At 79.3% G+C, this 2335-nt stretch carries 2 protein-coding genes; both read left to right on the plus strand.

The features are described 5' to 3' along the window. Window positions 1-155: 155 nt before the first annotated feature. A complete protein-coding gene (locus tag ACYVI6_RS18505; RefSeq protein ID WP_460447764.1) occupies window positions 156-1283 on the plus strand; it encodes a DUF3027 domain-containing protein in 1128 nt (375 codons plus the stop codon). Further along, window positions 1280-2335, plus strand: a 1056-nt coding sequence (locus ACYVI6_RS18510; protein WP_460447765.1) for a sacsin N-terminal ATP-binding-like domain-containing protein, incomplete at its 3' end; no start/stop codon positions are given. The genes ACYVI6_RS18505 and ACYVI6_RS18510, both read left to right, overlap by 4 nt.

The raw sequence follows: 2335 nt of genomic DNA on the forward strand, positions 1-2335 counted from the left end.
GGGCGCCGGCGAGCGTGCGGCGGCCGGCCCGACGCGCCTGCTCGCCGGACGGCGGGCGCCGGCGCGCGTGCTCGGTGGGGTCGGCCACGACGTCATCCTGCCCGAGCGCACCGACCGTCGAGCGAGGACCGGCCCGGGTGCGCGATGATGCTCCGGTGCCCGACACGCAGACCGCCCGCCGTCCCCGCGCCACCACGCCCGACGCCGTCCTCGTGGCGGCCGTCGACCTGGCGCGCGAGGCCGCCGACGACGCGGCCGCCGACGGCAGCGTCGGCGAGCCGCTCGGCCACGAGGTCGACGGCGACCGCACGCTGACCCACTTCTTCGCGTCGACGGCGCCCGGCTACCGCGGCTGGCACTGGGCGGTCACGCTGGCTCGGGTGCCGCGCTCGCGCACCGCCACGGTCAGCGAGGTGCACCTGCTGCCGGGCGACGACTCCATCGTGTCGCCGACCTGGGTGCCGTGGGCCGACCGCATCGCGCCCGGCGACCTCGCCCCCGGCATGGTGCTGCCCAAGCGCGTCGACGACCCGCGCCTCGAGGAGGGCTTCGAGGCCACCGGCGACGACGACGTCGACCAGATGGCCTTCTGGGAGCTGGGTCTCGGCCGGCCGCGCGTGCTCTCGCTCGAGGGTCGCGAGGACGCCGCGCAGCGCTGGTACGAGGGCCGCCACGGCCCGCGCGACCCGCACGCCGAGGCGGCGCCCGCGCGCTGCAGCAGCTGCGGCTGGTTCGTGCCGATGGCCGGTGCGCTGCGGCAGGCGTTCGGCGTGTGCGCCGGCGAGTGGTCGCCGTCCGACGGTCAGGTCGTGAGCCTCGACCACGGGTGCGGCGCGCACAGCGAGGCCGACGTCGAGGTCGAGCCCGAGCGCGTCGACGCGCCCGTGCTCGACGAGGTGCACGACCTCGAGCTCGAGGTGCTCACCCCCGTCGCGCAGGCCGACGACGCGCCGTCCGGCGGCGACGACGCGGGCGACGCCGCCGGCGAGGGCGTCGACGACGAGACCGAGGTCGCGCACCCCGCACCGGAGGTGGAGCCGGTGACCGACGAGCCCGCGGACGACGAGCCCGCCGCCGAGCCGGCCGGCGCCGAGGTGCCGCCCGAGCAGCAGGTCGAGCCCGAGGTGTCGCCGGAGCCGCCGGCGCCCGAGGAGCCCGCCGCCGAGCCGGGCGACGTCGGCGTCGAGCTCGACTCGCCCGGTGGCGACGACGCGGTCGAGCACGTGCTGCCCGCCGAGGGCGGCGCGCCCACCGAGCCGCGGTCGGACCCCGCGCCGGAGTGAGCGACCCGTTCGGCGTCGCCCGGGTGCGCGAGCGGGTGCTCGCGTCGTGGGCGGCGGCGCCGGTGCGGCTGCGCGAGGACGCGAACGCCGAGCAGGACCTCGCCCTCGGCGGGTACCGCGACCGGCTGGTCGTCGAGCTCGCGCAGAACGCCGCCGACGCGGCGGCCCGGGCCGGCGTGCCGGGCGTGCTGCAGCTGACGCTGCACGACGACGTGCTGGTGGCGGCCAACACCGGCGCCCCGCTGGACGCCGCCGGGGTCGAGTCGCTGGCCACGCTGCGGGCGTCCGCCAAGCGCGACGCGGGTGGCGAGCAGGTCGGCCGGTTCGGGGTCGGCTTCGCCGCGGTGCTCGCCGTCACCGACGAGCCGGTGGTGCTCTCGCGCAGCGGCGGCGTCCGGTTCTCGCGCGACGACACCGCGGCCGTGGTCGCCGAGGTGGCGGCCGACCGGCCCGAGCTGGCGGCCGAGGTGCGACGCCGCGGCGGCCACGTACCGGTGCTGCGGCTGCCGTTCGAGGCCGAGGGCGCCCCGCCGTCCGGCTTCGACACCGCGGTGGTGCTGCCGCTGCGCGACGCGCTCGCCGTCGACGTCGTGCACGAGCAGCTGGCCCGGCTCGACGACGCGGTGCTGCTGGCGCTGCCCGCGCTCGCCGAGGTGCGGGTCGACGACGGCTCGGGCGTGCGGGTGCTGCGCGAGGCGACGTCGCGCTGGCGGGTGGTGCGCCGCTCCGGCCGGTGGACGCCGGGCGAGCTCGCCGGGCTGCTCGCCGACCGGCCCGTCGAGGAGCAGTCGGCGACCGGATGGTCGGTGCTGTGGGCGCTGCCGCACGACGGCGCCGCGCCCGCCGTGGTGCACGCGCCGACGCCGACCGACGAGCGGTCGTCGCTGCCCGCCCTGCTCCTGGCCAGCCTGCCGCTCGACCCGTCGCGGCGGCACGTGCAGCCCGGCCCGCTCGCCGACCGGGTGCTCGAGCTGGCCGCCGACCCCGCCGCCGCGCGCCGGGTCGAGGTCGCGGCCGACGGCGGCGACGCCCTGCCGCTGGTGCCGGTCGCG

The organism is Angustibacter aerolatus, assembly GCF_054776675.1.